This is a genomic window from Polaromonas sp. JS666 (assembly GCF_000013865.1).
Taxonomy (GTDB): Bacteria; Pseudomonadota; Gammaproteobacteria; order Burkholderiales; family Burkholderiaceae_C; genus Polaromonas.
In genome coordinates, this window is record NC_007948.1 from 1103451 (window position 1) to 1124082 (window position 20632).

Here is a 20632-nt window from a genome sequence, read left to right on the forward strand (position 1 = left end):
CCATGCTCACATGCGTTCGCTGTCCCATCAGGGGGGGCATGCCTCCTTCGAGGCGGTTCGGCAGGAGGCATTTCATGCTGCTTAGCCTGGCCCAGTGGCTCCAGTCGATTTCCCCTGAATTCGGATCTTTCCGGGTGTTCCAGTACCTGACATTTCGCGCTGTCATGGCCGCGCTCACGGCGCTGCTGATTGGCCTGCTGGCCGGGCCGTTTGTCATTCGCCGGCTGATCTCGCTGAAGATCGGTCAGCCGATCCGCGAATACGCGATGCAGACACACCTGAGCAAGAGCGGAACGCCCACCATGGGTGGCGTGCTGATCCTGATGTCCATCGGCATTTCGACCCTGCTGTGGTTTGACCTGTCCAACCGCTTCGTGTGGATTGTGCTGCTCGTCACCCTGGGATTCGGTGCCATCGGCTGGGCCGACGACTGGCGCAAGGTCGTGCTGAAAGATCCTGAAGGCATGCGGTCGCGTGAAAAATACCTGTGGCAATCACTGATTGGCCTGGTGGCGGCGCTCTACCTGGTGTTCAGCATCTCGGAGAGTTCCAATCTGCGCGTGCTGGAATTGTTTTTCAGCTGGGTGCAGTCGGGATTTGACGTCGACCTGCCGCCCAAGGCCGGCTTGCTGGTGCCCTTCGTGAAGGAAATCAGTTACCCGCTGGGCGTATTCGGTTTTGTGATCCTGACCTACCTGGTGATTGTGGGTTCGAGCAATGCCGTCAACCTGACCGACGGCCTGGACGGCCTGGCCATCATGCCGGTGGTCATGGTGGGGTCCGCCCTGGGCGTGTTCGCCTATGTAACCGGCAGCGCGGTCTATTCCAAATACCTCTTCTTTCCGCACATTCCCGGCTCCGGTGAACTGCTGATCTTCTGCTCGGCCATGGCGGGTGCCGGGCTGGCGTTCCTGTGGTTCAACACGCACCCGGCTCAGGTGTTCATGGGTGACGTCGGCGCGCTGGCGCTGGGGGCGGCGCTGGGCACCATCGCCGTCATCGTGCGCCAGGAAATTGTGCTGGCCATCATGGGCGGGATTTTTGTCGTTGAGGCCCTGTCCGTGATGATGCAGGTGATCTGGTTCAAGTACACCAAGAAGCGCTACGGCGAAGGCCGGCGCCTCTTCAAGATGGCGCCGCTGCACCACCACTTCGAGAAAAGCGGCTGGAAGGAGACCCAGGTGGTCGTCCGCTTCTGGATCATCACCATGCTGCTGTGCCTGGTGGGTCTCTCAACGTTGAAGCTCAGGTAAGGCATGAGGCATTTACAAGACCAAACCGTGTTGATCCTGGGCCTGGGTGCGTCCGGCCTGGCCATGGCGCGCTGGTGGGTCCGCCATGGGGCATCGGTGACGGTTGCCGACACACGCGAAGCGCCTGCATTGCTCGCGACGCTGCGGCAGGAACTTCCCGCGGTGAAGTTTGTGAGCGGCGCCTTTACGCCGGACCTCGTGCAGGGTAGCGCCGTGCGCGCGGTCTATCGCTCGCCAGGACTGGCGCCTGCAGTGATCGCTCCTGTGGTTGATGCCGCGCGCGCCATGGGCTTGCCTGTCGGGGGCGAACTAGACCTGTTTTCCCGGGCCCTGGCCGATCTCCGCGAGGTGTCGGCAACGGAGGTGGTGAAAGATCATCTCGTGCCTCCTGAATCGCCATTGTCCGATGCATCCGATATATCCGATGCATCAGATGCAACGGATGCGGTGGACTCGCTTGAGGGCGAAGCCGCTTTGGCGGCTGATGCCTCCGGCGATATCGAAGAGATGTCCGCCTCGGATGTTGTGGAAGGCGCGCCTGTCTCGGAGGATGCCGGCGAAGACGCGGCGTTGCCCGCTCTGCTTGCCCCCGCGCCGGCCGAACAGGCTGCTGGCTATAGGCCGGTGGTGTTGGCCATCACGGGAACCAACGGCAAAACCACGGTAACTTCCCTGGTCGGCCAACTGGTGCAACGGGCCGGAAAAACCGTTGCCGTTGCAGGCAATATCGGCCCGACGCTGCTCGATACGCTGTCTGCGCACCTTGACGCGGATACCCTGCCGCAGGTGTGGGTGCTGGAACTGTCCAGCTTCCAGCTCGCGGACGCGCAGGACTTTGAGCCGACGGCTGCCGTGGTGTTGAATGTGACCCAGGATCATCTGGACTGGCACGGCGACATGGATGCTTACGTCGCGGCCAAGGCCCGGATATTTGGACGCAGCACGTTCATGCTGCTTAACCGTGACGATCCCCGGGTGATGGAGATGCTTCCGACGCCCGTCAAGGTACGCCTGCGGCCTCCGCAGGTTCGCCCGCATTCGACTTTTGGTGCCGGGGAGCCACAACGACCCGGCGACTACGGCATCGAAACCGTCAATGGCATGGCGTGGCTGGTGCGCGCCGCGCAAGCCGATGAAACCATCAAACGCCGCAAGGGTGAAGAAGTGGAGCTGCACATCCAGCGCCTGATGCCGCTGGATGCCCTGCGCATTCGCGGCCGCCACAACGCCACCAATGCACTGGCCGCGCTCGGACTGGCCGTCGCGGCCGGTTGCAGTCTTGCGCCCATGTTGCATGGCCTGCGCGAGTACCGGGGCGAGCCGCACCGCGTGGAATCCATCGCGGTGGTGAACGATGTCGAATATTTCGACGACAGCAAGGGAACCAACGTCGGCGCCACCGCGGCAGCCCTGGCGGGTCTGGGGGCCGAACGCAAGCTGGTGGTGATTCTGGGCGGCGAAGGCAAGGGGCAGGATTTTTCACCGCTGGCGGAACCCGTGTCACACCATGCCCGGGCCGTGGTGCTGATAGGCAAGGACGCGCCCCTCATCCGGTCTGCGCTGCAGGCCAGCCAGGTGGCGCTGCTGGACGCCGCGTCGATGCAGGAGGCGGTGAGCCTGGCGGCCGCGCAGGCCCATACCGGCGATGCCGTCCTGATGTCGCCCGCCTGCGCCAGTTTTGACATGTTTGACAACTACGAACACCGCGCCCAGGTCTTTTGTGATGCGGTGCAGGCGCTGGCCCAGGAACAGGGGGTGGTGCTGTGACCGTGGCTGCACGCTTTTGGGGTTGGCTTTCCGGTCTCGGCGGCGTCGGCGCGGTCGCCGCGGATGTGCTGCCCGTTCGCCTCGGGCGGCAGAGCCTGTCCCGAAGCCCGGCTGCGCCTGTTCGCATGGCGGGGTTTGACCAGGCGCTGGTCTGGGTGACGGTGGCCTTGCTCATGTGGGGTTTGGTCATGGTGTATTCGGCGTCGGTGGCGATGCCCGACAACCCCAAGTTTTCCCGCTATGCGCACACGCATTTCCTGCTGCGTCATGTGCTGTCGCTGGTGGTGGCTTTCATCGTGGCATTCCTGGCGTTTCAGGTTCCCATGGCGACATGGGAAAAGCTGGCGCCCTGGCTGTTTGTGCTGTCCCTGCTGCTGCTGATGCTGGTGCTGCTGCCCTTTATCGGCAAGGGCGTCAATGGCGCGCGACGCTGGATTTCAATGGGTTTCATGAATTTCCAGCCTTCGGAACTGGCGAAATTCGCGGTGCTGCTGTACGCCTCGGATTACATGGTTCGCAAGATGGAAGTCAAAGAGCGCTTCTTCCGCGCTGTCATGCCCATGGCGGTGGCGATTGCGGTCGTCGGCCTGCTGCTGCTGGCCGAGCCTGACATGGGCGCTTTCATGGTGATCTCGGTCATCGCGATGGGCATCCTCTTTCTCGGCGGCGTCAATGCGCGCATGTTCTTCGTGATTGCGGCCGTGGTGGTGGTCGCCTTTGGCCTGATGGTGATGCTCAGCGAATGGCGCCGCGAGCGGATTTTTGCCTACCTGGATCCCTGGAGCGACAAGTACTCCATGGGCAAAGGCTACCAGTTGTCGCATTCGCTGATTGCTTTCGGGCGCGGCGAGATTTTTGGCGTGGGCCTGGGCGGCAGCATCGAAAAGCTGCACTGGCTGCCCGAGGCGCACACCGACTTCCTGATGGCCGTGATCGGCGAAGAGTTCGGCCTGCTGGGTGTGCTCGTGGTGATTGGCCTGTTCATGTGGATGACCCGCCGCATCATGCACATCGGCCGCCAGTCGATCGCGCTGGACCGCCTGTTTGCCGGGCTGGTGGCCCAGGGCGTCGGCATCTGGATGGGTTTCCAGACCTTCATCAACATCGGCGTGAATCTCGGTGCCTTGCCCACCAAGGGCCTGACCCTGCCGCTGATGAGCTACGGCGGCTCGGCCATTTTGATGAACCTGATTGCCTTGGCCGTGGTGCTGCGGATTGACTACGAGAATCGCACCCTGATGCGTGGGGGGCGGGCATGAGCGAGCATGTGCGTAGCGCCGGGCCGCCCCAAGCAAGCACGGCCCCCTCGGGGGGCAGCGCAGTACACGAAGTGACAAGCGTGGGGGCTCGCGTAGCTTTGGTGATGGCCGGCGGAACCGGGGGGCATATCTTCCCGGGCCTCGCCGTGGCCGAGGCCCTGCGCGAGCGCGGCTGGCGGGTGCACTGGCTGGGCGGCCGGGGCAATGCGGGTCACCCCAGCATGGAAAGCCAGCTGGTGCCACCACGCGGCTTCGCTTTCGAGTCAATCGATTTCTCCGGCGTGCGCGGCAAGGGCCCGCTCACCCTGGTGTTCCTGCCGCTGCGCCTGCTCAAGGCCTTTTGGCAGAGCATCCAGGTTGTACGGCGCGTCAAGCCTGATGTGGTGGTCGGGCTGGGCGGCTACATCGCCTTTCCGGCCGGCATGATGAGCGTGCTGCTGGGCAAGCCGCTGGTGCTGCATGAACAGAACTCCGTGGCGGGCATGGTCAACAAGGTGCTGGCCGGCGTGGCAGATCGTGTCTTCACGGCCTTCCCCGGCGTGTTCAGGAAAGCCGAATGGATCGGCAACCCCCTGCGCCCCGCCTTCATCCGCCAGCCGGACCCTGCAACCCGATTTGCGGGCCGGGCAGGGCCCCTGAAGCTGCTGGTGGTCGGTGGCAGCCTCGGGGCCAAGGCCCTGAATGAGCTGGTGCCCAGAGCCCTGGCCCTGATGCCGCCAGCCCAGCGCCCCGACGTCACGCATCAAAGCGGGATCCGCCAGATCGACGAATTGCGTGCCAACTATGCAGCCGCCGGCGTGCAGGCAGAACTGACGCCCTTCATTGAGGACACTGCACAGGCATTTGCCGATGCCGACCTCATCATTTGCCGCGCTGGCGCCAGCACCGTCACTGAAATTGCCGCCGTGGGGGCTGCAGCGCTGTTTGTGCCCTTTCCTTCTGCGGTCGATGACCACCAGACGACGAATGCCCGGTTCCTGGTCGACCAGGGGGGCGGCTGGTTGCTGCAGCAGCGCGACATGAGCGCCGCCGCACTGGCCGACATGCTACAAAAAACAGATCGATCCGCGCTGCTTCAATGCGCGCTAAAAGCCAAAACCATGCAAAAAACCGATGCCACAACGCGCGTTGTGGCTGCTTGCGAGGAGCTTGCAAGATGAAACACGCCATCAAAAACATTCACTTCATCGGGCTGGGCGGCTCCGGCATGTCAGGCATTGCCGAAGTGCTGCACAACCTGGGTTACGTCATTTCGGGATCTGACCTGTCGGACAGCGCCACATTACAGCGGCTGGCCAGGCTTGGCATCAAGACCTTTGTCGGGCATGCCGCCAGCAACCTGGCCAAGGTCGATGCGGTGGTGACCTCCACCGCGGTGCAGGCCGACAACCCCGAGGTGCTGGCGGCGCGCGAAAAGCGCATTCCCGTGGTGCCCCGTGCCCTGATGCTGGCCGAACTGATGCGCCTGAAGCAGGGCATTGCGATTGCGGGTACCCATGGCAAGACCACGACGACCAGCCTGGTGGCCAGTGTGCTGGCCGAAGCCGGGCTGGATCCGACGTTTGTCATCGGTGGCCGGCTCAACAGCGCGGGTGCCAATGCCAGGCTGGGCCTGGGCGACTACATCGTGGTGGAAGCCGACGAGTCCGATGCATCGTTCCTGAACCTGTTGCCGGTGATGGCGGTCGTGACCAACATCGACGCCGACCACATGGAAACCTATGGCCATGATTTCGCCAATCTGAAGAAGGCCTTCGTCGACTTTTTGCATCGCATGCCTTTTTACGGTACCGCCATTTTGTGCACCGATGACCCCGCGGTGCGTGAGATCGTCCCGCAGGTTTCCTGCCCGATCACCAGCTACGGTTTCGGTGAGGACGCGCAGGTGCGGGCTGTCAACGTGCGGCCGGTGGGCGCGCAGATGCACTTCACCGCGCAGCGCCGCAATGGCGTCACCTTGCCGGACCTGGAGGTCGTGCTCAATCTCGCCGGCGAGCACAACGTGCTCAATGCCTTGTCAGCCATTGCGGTGGCGGTGGAGCTCAACGTGCCCGACACGGCAGTGCAAAAAGCGTTGGCCGAATTCAAGGGCGTGGGCCGGCGCTTCCAGAGCTACGGCGATGTGCCTGCCAAAGGCGGTGGCCATTTCACGGTCATCGAGGACTACGGCCACCATCCGGTCGAGGTGGCTGCCACGCTGGCCGCTGCGCGCGGTGCCTTCCCGGGCAGGCGGCTGGTGCTGGCGTTCCAGCCGCACCGCTACACCCGGACCCGCGACTGCTTTGAGGACTTCGTCAAGGTCATCGGCCAGGCCGATGCCGTGCTGCTGGCGGAGGTCTATGCCGCCGGCGAGACACCCATCGTGGCGGCAGACGGCCGCTCGCTGGCGCGCGCGCTGCGCGTGGCGGGCAAGCTGGAGCCGGTATTTGTGAGCGAGATCGACGCGATGCCGCAAGCCATCCTGGATAACGCACTGGGAGGCGATGTCGTGATGTGCATGGGTGCCGGATCGATTGGGCTCGTGCCCGGCAAATTGTTGGAACTGGAAGGTGCGCAGTGAGTAGCAACGCAGACACATCCCAGGCCGTGAGCGCCGGGACAAGCGTGGGGGCCACGTTTGGCAAGGTCGCCGTCCTCATGGGGGGCATGTCGGCCGAGCGCGAGATCTCCCTGATGTCGGGCCGGGGCGTGTTGCAGGCGCTGCGTTCCCGCGGCGTGGATGCCCATGCGTTTGACCCGGCCGAGCGCGACATCAGCGAGCTGAAAAAGGACGAGTTTGCGCGCTGCTTCATCGCGCTGCATGGCCGGTTCGGTGAAGACGGCACGGTGCAGGGCGCGCTGGAGTTGCTGGGCATACCCTACACCGGCTCCGGCGTCATGGCGTCCAGCATGGCCATTGACAAGGTGATGACCAAGCGGGTCATGCTCGCCGAAGGCCTGCCGACCCCCACCTATGTGCTGTTGCGCCGGGGCAGCTATGGCAGCGCCGACGTGAGCGCCGTCCCTGACAAGCTGGGCTTGCCGCTGATTGTCAAGCCCGCACGGGAAGGCTCATCGATCGGGCTGACCAAGGTGACCGAGCGGGCCGGCATGGCAGATGCGGTGGCGCAGGCCGAAAAGCTGGATGCCGACATCCTGTGCGAGCAGTTCATCAGTGGCGACGAGGTGACCTGCCCGGTACTGGGAACCGGCAGCGAGGCGCGCGCCCTGCCGGTCATCCGCATCGTGGCGCCCGACGGCAATTACGACTACCAGAACAAGTACTTCACCGACACCACGCAGTACCTGGTGCCCTGTGGCCTGCCTGAAGGCGAAGAGGCCGTCATCCAGCAGCTGGTCCTGCAGGCTTACCGCACGCTCAACTGCCGCGGCTGGGCACGCGCCGACGTGATGATCGACAAAGTCACGCGCAAGCCCTACCTGCTTGAAATCAATACCTCGCCCGGCATGACCGGGCACTCGCTGGTGCCCATGTCTGCACGGGCGGCCGGCATTTCCTATGAAGACCTGTGCATCGAGGTGCTGAAGACCACCGCACTCGACCATCAGTCGCAAGGGGGAGGCGCTTCTTGAGCCGCACCATGCCACTGCCAACGTCCCTGCCGGCGGACATCAAGCTGATGAACACCTTTTCGGTGTTTTTTGGCCTGGTGTTTGCGGCCATGGCGCTGGCGCTGGTCGTGGCATGGCTGATGCGTCAGCCGCTTTTCAACCTGAGCGGCATCCGGGTGCAGGGGGATGTGGCGCACAACAACGCGGTCACCCTGCGCGCCAATGTGGCGCCCAAGTTGCGCGGCAATTTTTTCACGGTGGACCTGGCCCATACGCGTGCGGCTTTCGAAGCCGTACCCTGGGTTCGCCGGGCGGTGGTGCAGCGTGAATTTCCCAACCGGCTCAAGGTGGTGCTGCAGGAACACAAGGCCATCGCCTATTGGGGCCCGGAAGGCGACGCCCGCCTGGTCAACAGTTTTGGCGAGGTATTTGAAGCCAACCAGGGGGACGTGGAAGCCGAAGACCTGCCGCTGCTCAACGGGCCGCAGGGACGTGCGCCGCTGGTGCTGCAGGCCTACCAGCTGCTGTCCCCGATGTTCGAACAGATCGACGCGGTGCTGGAGAGGCTGGAGCTGACCGGGCAGGGTAGCTGGCGCGCGCGGCTCGACAGCGGTGCGGTGATCGAGCTGGGAAGCGGCTCGCTGGATGAATTGCAGGTGCGTGTACGGCGGTTTATCGCAACGCTGACACAGGTGTCGTCAAGGTATGGACGGGACCTGGAGTCCGCGGACCTGCGCTATGGCAACGGTTATGCGATCAGGCTCAGAGGTGTTACCACGGTGAACGCTGGTGACAAAGAAGACAGAAAAGTGAAAAGGTAAATATATATGGCCAAAGAATACAAGGACCTGGTGGTTGGACTGGACATTGGAACCAGCAAGGTCATGGCCGTGGTGGCGGAAGTCATGCCGGGCGGTGAACTCAAGCTTGCGGGCCTGGGCATTGCGGCCAGCAACGGCCTCAAGCGCGGTGTGGTGGTCAACATTGACGCCACCGTGCAAAGCATCCAGCAGGCCCTGAAGGAGGCCGAGCTGATGGCCGACTGCAAGATTTCCCGGGTTTACACCGGCATCACCGGCAGCCATATCCGCGGCATCAATTCCAGCGGCATGGTTGCGGTCAAGGACAAGGAAGTGACGCAGGCCGATGTGGCCCGCGTGATCGAAACGGCCAAGGCCATCAACATCTCGACCGACCAGCGGCTGCTGCTGGTGGAGCCGCAGGAGTTCGTCATCGACGGCCAGGATGTGCGCGAGCCGATCGGCATGAGTGGCATCCGGCTCGAGGCCAAGGTGCATATCGTGACCGGCGCGCAAAGCGCTGCCGAGAACATTATCAAGTGCGTCAGGCGCTGCGGGCTGGAGGTCGACCAGCTGATGCTCAACCCGCTGGCCTCCAGCCTGGCCGTGCTGACGCAGGACGAGCAGGAGCTTGGCGTGGCGCTGGTGGACATTGGCGCCGGCACCACGGATGTCGCCATTTTTACCGGTGGCGCCATCCGGCACACCGCGGTCATTCCGATTGCCGGCGACCTGATCACCAGCGATATCGCCATGGCCCTGCGCACGCCGACCAAGGATGCCGAGGACATCAAGGTCGAAAGCGGCTATGCCAAGCAGTTGCTGGCCGATCCCGACACCCAGGTCGAGGTTCCAGGCCTGGGCGACCGCGGCCCGCGCATGCTCAGCAAGCAGGCCCTGGCCGGCGTGATCGAGCCGCGCATCGAAGAGATTTATTCACTGGTCCAGCAGGTCATTCGTGAATCGGGCTACGAAGAGGTGCTGTCGTCCGGCATCGTGATCACCGGCGGCAGCGCGGTGATGCCCGGCATGGTGGAACTTGGCGAAGACATCTTCCTCAAGCCGGTGCGGCGCGGCATACCGCGCTACTCCAGTGCGCTGTCCGACATGGTGGCACAGGCCCGCGCCGCAACGGTGATGGGTTTGCTCGAGGAAGCACGGCTGGCGCGCATGCGGGGCTACAAGGTGGCGCAGAAGGCGGGCAGCGTGCACAACGCTTTTGGTCGGGTCAAAGACTGGTTTGTGGGGAATTTCTGATGAACAACTTTTTCAGTTTCATTCGTCGCTCTTCACGTTGTACCCACTGCGGAGGGGCAGACCCCCCTGCATGACAGGGTGGCTCAGGCATCAAGACCGTTTAAAAAATTTTGGCAACTGCAGTTTATTGACAGGAGGCTCCCAATGAGCATCGAAATGATTGAAATCGAAGAATTCAACCAGGGCACACAAATCAAGGTGATCGGTGTCGGTGGTGGTGGCGGCAATGCTGTCGGTCACATGATCGATTGCAATGTGCAGGGCGTCGAGTTCATCTGCGCCAACACCGACGCCCAGGCGCTCAGCCGCGGCAGCGCGCACAAGACCATCCAGCTGGGCAGCAGCGGGCTGGGTGCGGGCAGCAAGCCCGACAAGGGCCGTGACGCGGCCGAGGTGGCGGTGGATGACATCCGCAGCGCCATCGCTGGCGCGCACATGCTGTTCATCACGGCCGGCATGGGTGGCGGTACCGGCACCGGCGCCGCGCCGGTGATCGCCCGCATCGCCAAGGAGATGGGCATTTTGACGGTGGGCGTGGTGACCAAGCCTTTCGAATTCGAAGGCGGCCGCCGCATGACCAACGCCGACCTGGGCCTGGCCGAGCTGGAAGCCAATGTCGACTCGCTGATCGTGGTGCTCAACGAAAAGCTGCTCGAAGTGCTGGGCGATGACGTCACCCAGGATGAAGCCTTCGCCCATGCCAACGACGTGCTGAAAAACGCCGTGGGCGGCATCGCCGAGATCATCAATGTGCCCGGCCACGTCAACGTTGACTTTGAAGACGTGCGTACCGTGATGGGCGAGCCCGGCAAGGCCATGATGGGCACGGCCAAGGCCAATGGCCCCGACCGCGCCCGCATCGCCGCCGAACAGGCGGTGGCCTGTCCGCTGCTGGAGGGCATTGACCTGTCGGGCGCCAAGGGCGTGCTGGTGCTGATCACCGCGGCCAAGGGCTCGCTCAAGCTGAGCGAGTCCAAGCTGGCGATGAACACCATCCGCGCCTACGCCTCGCCCGATGCGCACGTGATCTACGGCACGGCTTACGACGACGAACTGGGTGACGAGATCCGTGTCACGGTGGTCGCCACCGGCCTGAGCCGCCAGGGCGTGCGTCGCCACGCGCCGCCGCTGCAGGTTTTGCGCACGGGCACCGACAACGTGCCCTTCAATGTGCCCACGCTCAACACGGTGGCCGGCGGCGCAGGTGTGCCGCAGACGGCCATGGGCAGCATGCAGCCTGATTACGGCAACATGACCGTGCCCAGCGTGTGGCGTACCAACCGCACCCAGGCGGCTGCCAAGGTCGATGCGCTGGCCTCCGGCGGCATGGATGACTTCGAGATCCCGGCGTTTCTCAGGAAACAGGCCGACTGAAAGTGCCCCCACGCTTGTCGCTTCGCGTACTGCGCTGCCCCAAGGGGGCTGTGCTTGCTCGGGGCGGCCCGGCGCGGCGCACGGATGTAAAGCTGCTGCGCGGCCCGATCTTGAGCCTGTGGTGCGCGCCGTACTGTCCTACGGCTGTGCTCCTCGGCTCAACCTCGGACCGCTCGCTATGCTTTCCATTCGATCATTCTGTAGTCCCTCAGGACGCTCATTGGACGTTCGTCGCGATTCTCTTTAGGGTCTGGCTATGCGGGGCATTGCTATCCCCTACCCGTGAAATGGCCCCGCTCAAATTAAAATGACCTGATGCTTGCCCAAAGAACACTCAAATCCCTGACCAAGGCCGTGGGCGTGGGCCTGCACAGCGGCCAGCGGGTGGAGTTGACCTTGCGGCCGGCGCCGCCGGATACCGGCATTGTGTTTCGGCGGGTGGATTTGCCGCAGCCGGTGGATATCGTCATCTCGGCGCAGGCCGTGACCGACACCCGGCTGGCGTCGACCATCTCGGCCGGTGGCGCCAAGGTGCACACTGTCGAGCACCTGATGTCGGCCTGCGCCGGCCTGGGCATCGACAACCTGTACATCGACATCACCGCGGAAGAGGTGCCCATTCTGGATGGTTCGGCCTCTTCATTCGTCTTCCTGCTGCAGTCCGCCGGCATCGAGCTGCAGTCCGCGCCCAAGCGATTCATTCGCGTGCTCAAGCCGGTCGAGGTGCGCGAGGGCGAAGGCGCCACGGCCAAGTGGGCGCGCCTGAGTCCCTACGAGGGCTACAAGCTGAGTTTTGAAATTGACTTCGACCATCCGGCCGTCGACTCCACCGGCCAGCGCGTGGAGTTTGACCTGAGTTCAGGTTCCTATTCGCGAGACATCGCCCGCGCCCGCACCTTCGGCTTTACAAAAGACGTCGAAATGATGCGCGCCAACGGGCTGGCCCTGGGCGGCGGGCTCGACAATGCCATCGTCATGGACGACTACAAGGTGCTCAACAGCGAGGGCCTGCGCTACAACGACGAGTTCGTGAAGCACAAGATCCTCGACGCCATGGGCGACCTGTACCTGTTGGGCAAACCGCTGCTGGCGGCCTACAGCGCCTTTCGCTCCGGCCATGCGATGAACAACAAGCTGTTGCGTGAGCTGCTGGCCCACCAGGACGCTTACGAAGTCGTCACCTTTGCAGACGAAAAACGGGCTCCTCAGGGCTTTGCCACCCTGGCGCGCGCCTGGTAGCCCGCAACAGACAGTCCACACGCCATGCTGTTCTTTCGCTGGCTCGTCCTGCTGTTGCTGCTGGTCTCCGCCATGTCCTTCATGTTTTACGCGGGAACGGGGCAGCCGCGGTTCAGGCGATTCGGCCTGATCATCCTCAAGTGGACGCTGATTGCGGCTTTCGGATTTTTTGCCGTTCTCATTCTGGAGCGCGTGGCCTGAGAAGGCGTGCTGCAGTCTTTCTGCCGGGCAGGCCCAGCGAAAAACGGTTCCTTCAGATGGCCGCGCATTACATGAAGCGAAAAGCGTTGGGCTCAATAGTGCCGACCCGCCTTGTAAGAAGCGCTGGCGTTGGGCTTCAACGCCGTGGCGGCCGCCAGGATGGCCGTTGAACGCCCGGCATGGGCATGGGTGATGGCCAGGCCCAGGGCATCGGCGGCGTCCTTGCCGGGCAGGGCCGGCAATTTCAGCAGCCGCATCACCATCTGCTGGACCTCGGCCTTGCCGGCCTTGCCATAGCCGGCCACCGCCTTCTTCATTTGCAGGGCCGTGTATTCGGCCACGGTGAGATCGCTGGAGACCAGGGCCGTGATGCAGGCACCGCGCGCCTGCCCCAGCAGCAGCGTGGCCTGTGGGTTGACGTTGGTAAAGACGATCTCCACCGAGGCCATGTCGGGCTGGTAGCGCTGCACCACTTCCCGTACCCCGTCAAACAGCACCTTCAGCCGGGCCGGCAGGTCGCCGCGCACCATGTGCGTGGTCTTGATGGTGCCGCTGGCCACATAGTGCAAGTGGGGGCCGTCGACTTCGACCACGCCGAATCCGGCGATCTGCAAGCCAGGGTCAATTCCAAGAATACGCATAGGCTATAAATTTGGTAGCTGCTTGCGCAGGATTTGAAATGAAAGTGAAATGAAAGGGCTAGAGGCCAAAATACCATCGAACCGAATGGAAGAATATCGGTGCGGCAAAACACAGGGCATCGACGCGGTCCAGCAAACCGCTGGCGCCGGTGACTGATTTTCCTTCCGAACCCCAGTTGGTAATCCCGCGGTCGCGTTTGAGGGCCTTCATCACCAGGTGGCCCATGGAGCCGGCCACGCAGGCGATCAGGGCCATGGCCACCGCCTGGGCCGGCTTGAAGGGCGTCAGGCCCGCCATCAGGCCGCCGACCAGGCTGGCCACGACCACGGCGGTCAGCCAGCTGGTCCATTCAAAGCTTTTGCTCACGTTGGGCGCAATCGGCGCCCGCGCCAGCCGGCGGCTGGCCAGGTGCTGCACGATCATGCAGCTCTGCACGACAAACACCAGGAAAAACACGAGGAAGGCATTCTTGCCCTGGTAATTCGGAAACTTCAGCAGCAGCAGGGCCGGCACATGGCTGATGCCGTAGACGCAGACCATGATGCCCCACTGCAATTTGGCGTTGCGCTCCAGGAAGCGGTGCGGGTCATCCGCCAGCGCGCTGACGACTGGAATTGCCAGGAACACATAAACCGGGATGAACACGGTGACGAGGTCGAAATGCCGGGTGATGACCAGGGCAAACTGCGCGGGCAGCACCACAAAAAAAGCCAGCACCAGGCTGCGGTGATCGCCCTGCCGGGTCGGCGAGAGCGTGATGAATTCGCGCAGCGCAAAAAAGGCCACCAGGCCAAACAGCACCGTGGCCGCGGTTTCACCCAGGGTCCAGCCGACCCAGAACACCATGCACATCACCCACGAGGTTCTCAGCAGGCCATTGAAATCCTTGAGCTTTTGCGTGTGCAGGTCATCCTCGTGCCGGTCCTGCAGCGACAAGACAAACGCAGCCACGCTGATGATGAGAAGCAGGCCAAAAACCACCACAAACAGCAGGCCCACCTGCTGGCCGGGTGTCAGGTTGCGCAGAAAGGTGTTCATCGGAGCATCCGTGCTTGATCAGGTTTGCCGCAGGTCCATGACGGCCTGGCGCGCGCGGGCCAGAAAACTGCCTCGGTCTTCCCCGGCGCCCACCGCGATGGGTGCTCCAAACGTGACCGAGCACAGGATGGGCACGGGCACCACTTCTCCCTTGGGCATCACCCGCTGCACATCGTTGATCCAGGCCGGCACCAGCACGACCTGGGGGAATTTTTGCGCCAGGTTGTACAGGCCGGACTTGAAATTCTGAGGCTCCTCGTGGTTGCCCCGAGTGCCCTCCGGAAACAGGATGATGGAGTCGCCGTTGGTGAGCGCCTCAATCAGGGGCTCCAGCGGATCCTGCTCGCCGGTTTTGACGCGGTCCACATAAATGGCGTTGAACACCGCCGTGGTGATCCATTTTTTGAACGGCGTTTTGGTCCAGTAATCCTTGGCCGCGATGGGCCGCGTGATGCTGCGCAGCTCTTCGGGCAGGGCGGCCCACATGAGGACCAGATCCACATGGCTCTGGTGGTTGGCAAAGTAAATCCGCTGCTCGGCCTTGGGTGGGCAGCCCTGCCAGCGCGCCTGGGCACCGGTCAGCAAGCGAATCAGTCCCAGCAAAAACATGCTCATGAGTTTGGCCAGCACTAGATATGGCCCCCACGCTTTTCACTGCGTGTAATACGCGAGGCCTTGCAGGCCGCGGCTCGCCAGACGCTTCGCCTCTGTCGCCTGTCCAAGCCTGCGCTGGCAGGCTTGGAGCCGCAGGCTCCAGCCCCTCGGGGGCTAATTTTCCTAGGGGCGGACCGTCGGAAAATTGTGTTGCCAGTGCTTTTTTTAGAGTTCATCAGCTAACTGTCAAGGCAGCTCCACACCGCCCATGCGCGCCGCAATGGTGCTGGCGCGTGAGGCCAGGTAACCAGAGCCCGGCCGGGTTTCAAAATACTTGGGCCGCGGCAGCATCACGGCCAGTCGTGCCGCTTCATAGGCGCTTAACCGGGCCGCCGGTTTGCGGTAGTAGTGCTGGGCGGCGGCTTCGGCGCCAAACACGCCTTCTCCCCACTCGACGCTGTTGAGGTAAATCTCCAGAATGCGCCGCTTGTCCAGCAGGGCTTCCAGCAGCAGCGTCAGCAGCAGCTCCTGGCCCTTGCGCAGCAGTGTGCGCTCACCCGACAGGAACAGGTTTTTGGCCAGTTGCTGGGTGATGGTGGAGCCGCCAATGATCTTCGGCGGCTTCGCAGTGCGGGTGGGGGCCAGCCGGCTGCCCAGCTGCGCGGCGCGCTGCTCCGCCCTGGCGTTTTTTTCCCAAGCCTTCTCCAGCGCTTCCAAGTCCACGCCTTCGTGCTCGGCGAAGCTGGCATCTTCCGACGCAATCACCGCGCGCTTGAGGTGGTCTGGCAAGGCCGCATAGGGCACCCACTGCTGGCGCCACTTCAACGTTCCGGTATGCCGGGCGATGAGGTAAATTTCCGAACGCTGAAAGGCGGTCGATTCGGGTTTGACCACGGCCATCAGCGCGATCCGGGCCACAAAATAAATCTGCAGGGCCAGACCCGCCAACAGTACCAGACCCAGCAGGCGCAGCAGCGCTTTCATCTGGCCTGCGTCTGCTGCGTCTGCATGGCTGTCCGCATTTCCTGCAGGACCTGCTGCGATGGCGGCCGCACGCCGCGCCACAGCGCAAACGCCTCGGCGGCCTGCTCCACCAGCATGCCCAGGCCGTCACGTGGCGTGGCGCCGTGTTCGCGGGCCCAGGTCATGAAACCGTCCGCCGCAGGGCCATACATCATGTCGTACGCCAGCGCGCCCGGCTTGAGCACGCGGCTGTCCACTGGCACGCCGCCACCGCTCAGGCTGCTCGCGCTGGCATTGATCACGACATCAAAACTACCATCTATCCCCTGCAAATCCTGGGCTGATAGCTCTGTTTTTTGTAGCGCCTCCTGCAGGGACGGGTGCAGGGTGTGGCGCAACACCAGTGCATCGGCCTTGGCCCGGGTGCGGTTGGCCAGCACCAGCCTGCGCGGTCCGGCTGCCAGCAGCGGTGCCAGCGCGCCGGCACCCGCGCCGCCGGCGCCTATGAGCAGGACGTCGCGACCGGCCAGTGAAACACCGGCGTTGTTCTGGATATCGTTGACGAGCCCTATGCCATCGGTGTTGTCGGCGTAAATGGTGTTGCCGTCCAGCTTCAGGGTGTTGGCGGCCTGGGCCAGCTGCGCCCGGTCGCTCTGAGTGCCGGCTGCCTGAAAGGCCTCGAATTTGAACGGAACCGTGACGTTGCAGCCGCGCGCGCCGCTCTGCACCAGTTGCGCGAGCGTCGCGGCAAAGCCGTCGAGCGGCGTGAGCAGCCGGTCGTATTCCAGCGTCTGGCCTGTCAGTTCGGCAAAGCGTGCATGAATCTGCGGCGATTTGCTGTGTTGAATCGGGTTGCCGAGGACGAAATACTTATCCATGGATACAAGGCTTATGCATGAGTGAAGGCGGTTGGCATCGGGGCGTTGTCGGCAAGGGGCGTGCGAAGGCTCAGCGGCTGGTCAGCCGGGTTTCCAGCGTGTCGTCCCGCGTGAACTTGAAGCGGGACACCACCACGATCTGGTCTGCCTTGCGGCGCATGGCCTCGGTGAAGCGGCCGAAGGGGCCGGTGCCGCGGACGATGCTTTGGGCCCTGCGGTCCAGTGTCAGGTTGCCGGAAGTTTCTGCCACTTCGGTGTCCAGGATGCGGCCATCAAAATTCACGGTCATGACCATGGTGAGCTCGCCATACAGTTTTTTGCCGGCCAGCTCGGGAAAGTTCACCGTACCCTTGTCCTCGATTTTTCGGCGCAGCTCGTCGTAGTACACCGCATAAACCTCTTCGCGGGTCGCCGGACTGATGTAGCGTTTTTTGGGCCGGGCATTCTCTTCGTTGATGCGCCGTTCAATTTCGGCCAGTATCTTGACGAGCTGCCGGCGCTTTTCCTCACGATCGGCATGCGCGGGGTTGGTGGCCGCCTGCGTCATGTCGGGTGGCGGCATCGTGGCCAGCTGTTTCTTGATTTGCGTCAGCAACTGGGTCTGCTGCTCATGCAGCGATTCAATCTGCCGCTGCGTCTCGTCGCTGGCATCACCCATTTCGGTCAGGGCCGAGGGCGGCAGGGGAGAGGTGGCGCGGCCTTTTTCAAGCTGGCCGCCGCCGGCCAGCGAGGCTTGCGCTATGGCTTTGGCAAAGTCCGGTTTTTCACGGGATTTCGCGTTGACCAGAATCACTTCCAGCGGTGTGTCCTGGAACACGCGGTTAAAGCGCTCCGGGTCGACAAAACGCACGGTCAGCAGCACCGCATGAAAGGCGATGGAGGCGCCCAGGGCAATTTGCAGTGTGCTTGGTGACTTCACAGGAAGGGATTATCGGGCTTATCTGTGTCAATCAGCCGCTGCGAGTGCGGGCGCGCTATCGGCTGCCGGCTCGTTGACATCGACTGCAATCGAGATCGGGCCGGCTGCCAGGTCGGCCTCCGCGTCCTCTTCTTCCAGTTCCATCTCCATCGCCTCGGCGGATTCCTCGGCCACGGCATCCAGTCGCTCCGTCACCGCGCCCGAGATATCCAGGGTGATCTCGTCAATCGCACCGAGCTTCACCCGCACTTTGGCACCGCGCGGCAGGCCCTGCGCGCCCAGCGCAGGCAGCACCAGCGGCAGGTCGTCGGCGCGAATCAGGTTGTCCTTGAAGGCGGTGGCCGTCAGCTCGGTGATGCCGTTTTGTTCCAGGTACTTCAGCGTCCAGTAGCGCTCAATGCCGGCCTGAAAGCCGTTGTAGGCGCTGTAGGCGGCGTCAAAACCCGAAATGATGGAAAAGAGTTCCGCGTCCTTGGGCTTGAAGGGGGCCGCCAGGGCCGCCGTTCGGCCGTGCCGTGCGCAGGCAATGATTTGCCACTGGTTGACCAGGTCGGTGTAGCGGCGCAGCGGCGAAGTGCTCCAGGCGTAGCTCTTGACGCCAATCCCTGCGTGCGGCAGGGCCTTGGTGCCCATGCGCACCTTCACGCCGGGCGCCAGGCTGGCCTGGCTGCGGTAAATGCCGGGCACGCCGTGCTCGGCCAGCCACTGGCCCCAGGTGCTGTTGGCCAGGATCATGGCTTCGGCCACGATCAGGTCGAGCGGGGCGCCACGTTGGCGTGTGCTGATGCTGACGGTCTCATCGCCCTGCGGCTCCTGGCCGGACGGGTTGTCGAGCCGGAAGTTGTAGTCGGGCCGGTTGAAGTTCTCAGGCTTGCCGCGCACCACTTCGCGCTGGGCCTTCAGGTGTCTGGCCAGGCGGTGCAGAAAGGACAGCTCCACGCCCCACTGGACATCCACCGGCGGGCTGGCCTGGGCCGCTTCAAAAAATGCCTCGGTGAAGACGCTGTCCAGCTTGTCGTGCCGCAGGTTGCTGACGATGGGCACCTGTTCCAGCCGTGTGGCACTTGCCTTGATCTCGAAGGTGGCCTCGTCCAGCGTGAGGTAGAGCGACAGCGCGGGGCAGTTGCGGCCCTCCAGCAGCGTATAGGTCTTGACGATATCGTCGGGCAGCATGGTCAGCTTGTAGCCCGGCATATACACGGTGGACAGCCGCGCGCGGCCCACTGCATCGATCGCGCTGCCAGGCAGCACGGCCAGGCCGGGTGCTGCAATGTGAATACCCAGCGTGACGGTGCCGCTGCCCAGGCCCTGCACCGACAGGGCATCGTCGATCTCGGTGGTGGCGGAATCGTCGATGGAAAACGCTTTCACGTCCGCCAGCGGCAGATCGTCCTTGATCTCGGGTGCCTGCAGGGCCGGGAAGGCCGTCCCCTTGGGGAAGTTCTCAAACAAAAAGCGCTTCCAGTGAAACTGGTAGGGCGAGGCAATGGCGCCGGCTTTTTGCAGCAGATCCAGCGGTGCGATGTGCGTGCTGCGTGAAGCCTCGACCACGGCCTTGTATTCGGCGCTGTTCTTGTCGGGCTTGAACAGGATTTTGTAGAGCTGCTCGCGCACCGGGCCGGGGCATTGCCCTTGCGCGAGTTCTTCTGCCCACGCGGTAATCTGCGCGGCGAGCTGCTTTTTCTTTTCGATGGCGACCAATGCCTGCTGCAGGATTTCTGCCGGCGCTTTCTTGAAGCGGCCCTTGCCCGCCCGCCGGAAATAATGCGGCGACTCGAACAGGCGGAACAGCGCCGCGGCCTGCTGCTCGAGGGAGGCGGGTCTGGACGCGTCGGAACTGAAATAGTCGCGCGCCAGGTCGGCAAAGCCGAATTCCTCGTCGCTGGCGAATTCCCAGGCCAGGTCCAGCTCGATGTCGGCACTCAATTTTTGCCCGGCGGCCACCAACTCGGCGGGGGCGGGCTTTTCAAACTTCAGCAGCGCATTGGCCGCCTTGACCTTCACGCGTTTGCCGGAGTCGAGTTCGACCTGCAGCGACGCGTCGCTCTCCGACAAAATCCGGCCAGCCAGAAACTTGCCGGTCTCTTCAAACAATACAAACAAAACGAAATCCTTTGAGGCCTTGGTTGGCCGTTACATGCTTGCCGCTAGTGTAATCAGGCGGGCTTTTGGGCAGTGTGGCGGGGTTCAGGGGGCCAGGTCCAGAAAATCCAGAATCGCCGGCAGGTGCAGGTCGAAATCGCTCAGGGCATGGTCACCGCCTTCGAGCAGCCGTATCTGCGCACCGGCATAGCGGGCGGTCATTTCGCGCCAGTCCAGCACTTCGTCGCCTTTGGCGATCACGGCCAGGTAGTTTTCAGGCGTTTTCAGCGGGCCGGCCTGCAGCGCGCGCAACTCGTCGACAAAGCGGGGTTCAAAGAAAAAGTGCTCTCCAGCGTTGTGCCAGGCGGTTTGCTCACCTATATAGCCGCTCAGGTCGCGTGCCGGCTCCACCGCGGGGTTAAGCAGCACCGCCCTGCAGCCGGTCCGTTCGGCCACTGCGGTGGCGTAAAAACCGCCGAGTGAGGAGCCGACCACGGCCAGGCTCTCAAAGCCGGCTTCCCGGGGCCAGCCGGCAATGCCGTCCATGATTGCCTGCAGGGCCTCGCGCGGGGAGGGTGGTAGTTGCGGGCACCACCACCGCACGGACGGATGGCGCAGCCGCACGATGGCGGCCATTTTTTTCGCCTTGACGGACTGGGGCGAGGAGCGAAAGCCGTGCAGGTAGAGCAGGTGGGTGGTGGGCATGGCGACATGGTACGTGGCTGAGCCGCAGCGGGCCGGTGCGGGGGCTTGCGCGTGGATATTGGGTGGCCGAGGTGGTGATAACTGAATTGCTGGAAAAACGGTTTTACCC

General features: G+C 63.3%; 19 protein-coding genes. 11 read left to right on the forward strand and 8 right to left on the reverse strand.

Annotation, left to right across the window (positions count from 1 at the left end):
• Positions 1-74 precede the first annotated feature (74 nt).
• The 11 genes from mraY (at position 75) to BPRO_RS30065 (ending at position 12702) form a co-directional block, all read left to right on the forward strand.
• Positions 75-1253: a phospho-N-acetylmuramoyl-pentapeptide-transferase gene (gene mraY / locus BPRO_RS05300; protein WP_041388408.1), complete on the forward strand. Its 1179-nt coding sequence runs from the start codon at positions 75-77 to the stop codon at positions 1251-1253.
• Positions 1254-1256: 3 nt separating this feature from the next.
• Positions 1257-3020 carry a UDP-N-acetylmuramoyl-L-alanine--D-glutamate ligase gene (gene murD / locus BPRO_RS05305; protein WP_011482027.1) on the forward strand — a complete coding sequence of 588 codons (1764 nt, stop codon included), beginning with the start codon at positions 1257-1259 and terminating at the stop codon, positions 3018-3020.
• Complete coding sequence (gene ftsW / locus BPRO_RS05310) at positions 3017-4279, forward strand: putative lipid II flippase FtsW (protein WP_011482028.1); 1263 nt, start codon at positions 3017-3019, stop codon at positions 4277-4279. Before murD ends, ftsW begins: the two co-directional genes overlap by 4 nt.
• An 80-nt stretch (positions 4280-4359) precedes the next feature.
• The gene (murG, locus tag BPRO_RS05315; RefSeq protein ID WP_086003108.1) at positions 4360-5439 is read left to right on the forward strand and encodes an undecaprenyldiphospho-muramoylpentapeptide beta-N-acetylglucosaminyltransferase; all 1080 of its coding nucleotides are present in this window, start codon (positions 4360-4362) and stop codon (positions 5437-5439) included.
• Complete coding sequence (murC, locus tag BPRO_RS05320) at positions 5436-6839, forward strand: UDP-N-acetylmuramate--L-alanine ligase (RefSeq protein ID WP_011482030.1); 1404 nt, start codon at positions 5436-5438, stop codon at positions 6837-6839. The genes murG and murC overlap by 4 nt, the downstream gene beginning before the upstream one ends.
• A complete protein-coding gene (locus BPRO_RS05325; protein ID WP_011482031.1) occupies positions 6836-7852 on the forward strand; it encodes a D-alanine--D-alanine ligase in 1017 nt (338 codons plus the stop codon). Before murC ends, BPRO_RS05325 begins: the two co-directional genes overlap by 4 nt.
• A gap of 8 nt (positions 7853-7860) precedes the next feature.
• Complete coding sequence (locus tag BPRO_RS05330) at positions 7861-8652, forward strand: cell division protein FtsQ/DivIB (protein ID WP_041388412.1); 792 nt, start codon at positions 7861-7863, stop codon at positions 8650-8652.
• A gap of 6 nt (positions 8653-8658) precedes the next feature.
• Positions 8659-9888 carry a cell division protein FtsA gene (ftsA, locus tag BPRO_RS05335; protein WP_011482033.1) on the forward strand — a complete coding sequence of 410 codons (1230 nt, stop codon included), beginning with the start codon at positions 8659-8661 and terminating at the stop codon, positions 9886-9888.
• Between the two features lie 144 nt (positions 9889-10032).
• The gene (gene ftsZ, locus BPRO_RS05340; protein ID WP_011482034.1) at positions 10033-11262 is read left to right on the forward strand and encodes a cell division protein FtsZ; all 1230 of its coding nucleotides are present in this window, start codon (positions 10033-10035) and stop codon (positions 11260-11262) included.
• A gap of 315 nt (positions 11263-11577) precedes the next feature.
• The gene (gene lpxC / locus BPRO_RS05345) at positions 11578-12501 is read left to right on the forward strand and encodes a UDP-3-O-acyl-N-acetylglucosamine deacetylase (RefSeq protein ID WP_011482035.1); all 924 of its coding nucleotides are present in this window, start codon (positions 11578-11580) and stop codon (positions 12499-12501) included.
• Positions 12502-12525: 24 nt separating this feature from the next.
• Positions 12526-12702, forward strand: a complete 177-nt coding sequence (locus tag BPRO_RS30065) for a hypothetical protein (protein WP_011482036.1) — start codon at positions 12526-12528, stop codon at positions 12700-12702.
• A gap of 92 nt (positions 12703-12794) precedes the next feature.
• Here BPRO_RS30065 and ruvC read toward each other — a convergent pair whose 3' ends face one another.
• From ruvC to BPRO_RS05385, 8 genes are all read right to left on the reverse strand, one after another.
• A complete protein-coding gene (ruvC, locus tag BPRO_RS05350; RefSeq protein WP_011482037.1) occupies positions 12795-13343 on the reverse strand; it encodes a crossover junction endodeoxyribonuclease RuvC in 549 nt (182 codons plus the stop codon).
• Positions 13344-13401: 58 nt separating this feature from the next.
• Positions 13402-14382 (reverse strand): phosphatidate cytidylyltransferase, encoded by a 981-nt coding sequence (locus BPRO_RS05355; protein ID WP_011482038.1) that lies wholly within the window; start codon positions 14380-14382, stop codon positions 13402-13404.
• An 18-nt stretch (positions 14383-14400) separates the two neighbouring features.
• Positions 14401-14997, reverse strand: a complete 597-nt coding sequence (locus BPRO_RS05360; protein WP_049764210.1) for a lysophospholipid acyltransferase family protein — start codon at positions 14995-14997, stop codon at positions 14401-14403.
• 225 nt (positions 14998-15222) lie between these two features.
• Positions 15223-15960 carry a monofunctional biosynthetic peptidoglycan transglycosylase gene (gene mtgA, locus BPRO_RS05365; protein ID WP_011482040.1) on the reverse strand — a complete coding sequence of 246 codons (738 nt, stop codon included), beginning with the start codon at positions 15958-15960 and terminating at the stop codon, positions 15223-15225.
• The gene (gene aroE / locus BPRO_RS05370) at positions 15957-16817 is read right to left on the reverse strand and encodes a shikimate dehydrogenase (protein ID WP_011482041.1); all 861 of its coding nucleotides are present in this window, start codon (positions 16815-16817) and stop codon (positions 15957-15959) included. Before aroE ends, mtgA begins: the two co-directional genes overlap by 4 nt.
• Positions 16818-16887: 70 nt before the next feature.
• Entirely contained in the window at positions 16888-17736 is an 849-nt protein-coding gene (locus BPRO_RS05375) for an energy transducer TonB (RefSeq protein ID WP_011482042.1), read from the reverse strand.
• Between the two features lie 27 nt (positions 17737-17763).
• Positions 17764-19839, reverse strand: a complete 2076-nt coding sequence (locus BPRO_RS05380) for a ribonuclease catalytic domain-containing protein (RefSeq protein ID WP_011482043.1) — start codon at positions 19837-19839, stop codon at positions 17764-17766.
• Between the two features lie 84 nt (positions 19840-19923).
• A complete protein-coding gene (locus BPRO_RS05385) occupies positions 19924-20523 on the reverse strand; it encodes a YqiA/YcfP family alpha/beta fold hydrolase (RefSeq protein WP_011482044.1) in 600 nt (199 codons plus the stop codon).
• Between the last annotated feature and the right edge of the window lie 109 nt (positions 20524-20632).

Coding starts and splice junctions, on each gene's coding strand:
- BPRO_RS05360 (WP_049764210.1), bottom strand. CDS start 14,997: ATGAGCATGTTTTTGCTGGGACTGATTCGCTTGCTGACCGGTGCCCAG.
- BPRO_RS05355 (WP_011482038.1), bottom strand. CDS start 14,382: ATGAACACCTTTCTGCGCAACCTGACACCCGGCCAGCAGGTGGGCCTG.
- BPRO_RS30065 (WP_011482036.1), top strand. CDS start 12,526: ATGCTGTTCTTTCGCTGGCTCGTCCTGCTGTTGCTGCTGGTCTCCGCC.
- murC (WP_011482030.1), top strand. CDS start 5,436: ATGAAACACGCCATCAAAAACATTCACTTCATCGGGCTGGGCGGCTCC.
- murD (WP_011482027.1), top strand. CDS start 1,257: ATGAGGCATTTACAAGACCAAACCGTGTTGATCCTGGGCCTGGGTGCG.
- mtgA (WP_011482040.1), bottom strand. CDS start 15,960: ATGAAAGCGCTGCTGCGCCTGCTGGGTCTGGTACTGTTGGCGGGTCTG.
- aroE (WP_011482041.1), bottom strand. CDS start 16,817: ATGGATAAGTATTTCGTCCTCGGCAACCCGATTCAACACAGCAAATCG.
- lpxC (WP_011482035.1), top strand. CDS start 11,578: ATGCTTGCCCAAAGAACACTCAAATCCCTGACCAAGGCCGTGGGCGTG.
- ftsA (WP_011482033.1), top strand. CDS start 8,659: ATGGCCAAAGAATACAAGGACCTGGTGGTTGGACTGGACATTGGAACC.
- ftsZ (WP_011482034.1), top strand. CDS start 10,033: ATGAGCATCGAAATGATTGAAATCGAAGAATTCAACCAGGGCACACAA.
- ruvC (WP_011482037.1), bottom strand. CDS start 13,343: ATGCGTATTCTTGGAATTGACCCTGGCTTGCAGATCGCCGGATTCGGC.
- BPRO_RS05385 (WP_011482044.1), bottom strand. CDS start 20,523: ATGCCCACCACCCACCTGCTCTACCTGCACGGCTTTCGCTCCTCGCCC.
- mraY (WP_041388408.1), top strand. CDS start 75: ATGCTGCTTAGCCTGGCCCAGTGGCTCCAGTCGATTTCCCCTGAATTC.
- BPRO_RS05330 (WP_041388412.1), top strand. CDS start 7,861: ATGCCACTGCCAACGTCCCTGCCGGCGGACATCAAGCTGATGAACACC.